Origin of the sequence: Halomonas sp. B23F22_20, assembly GCF_043496985.1 — a bacterium.
Lineage (GTDB): Bacteria > Pseudomonadota > Gammaproteobacteria > Pseudomonadales > Halomonadaceae > Halomonas.
Genome location: NZ_JBIEKH010000130.1, coordinates 1 through 558, shown reverse-complemented (window position 1 = coordinate 558; position 558 = coordinate 1). Strand labels below are relative to the sequence as shown.

1 protein-coding gene is annotated in these 558 nt (G+C 54.5%); it reads left to right on the top strand.

Translation table 11 applies throughout. The features are described 5' to 3' along the window. Nucleotides 1–220: 220 nt before the first annotated feature. A partial coding sequence (locus ACGTN6_RS20940; RefSeq protein ID WP_394595034.1) for a hypothetical protein occupies nt 221–558 on the top strand: 338 nt, incomplete at its 3' end.

Sequence of the window (558 nt, the reverse complement as noted above, 5' to 3'; positions counted from 1 at the left end):
TGAGTTCTCTGCAGTTGCACTTAGCCGGCTCCGTATGGCCATGGATTGGCTGCAGACTTGGGCCCGCCTGCCTCAGGAGGAACGTCAACGGGAAAATGTAAGTCATGAGGACAGGGTAGAGCTTACTCTAGCACTACTGCGTCTGCGAGGTCCCGAGGCAGCGGCTCACTTCGTGAGAAGCTGGAGACCCCGACATCTGGCTTTCGATGTGGGATGCCGCTTGGGGCGAAGACTTATCGATTTGGGGCAATATGAGCAACTTAATGTTCTTGCTGAGTCCAGTGGGAATGACGTGTGGCTGCTTTTAGGGCTTATCAGTGAATTAAATGTCGTGGGCCACCTAATCACCGCCAAACCTTTGGTGCGGCTACTGCGGCTGCTCGGTGATCGGCGCGTTAAGCTGCCGGAATATCAGGAATGGAACGAAAAATGGACGGTTCTTTATGCCGTCCGATCCGCAGTGGAACTCGCCTTACGTGGGTTACCGCCAGAGACGAATGCATGGGCAGCAATTATTCAACGTTACCTTCCTCCTGAACCTCCCTCGGACTTGGCTGG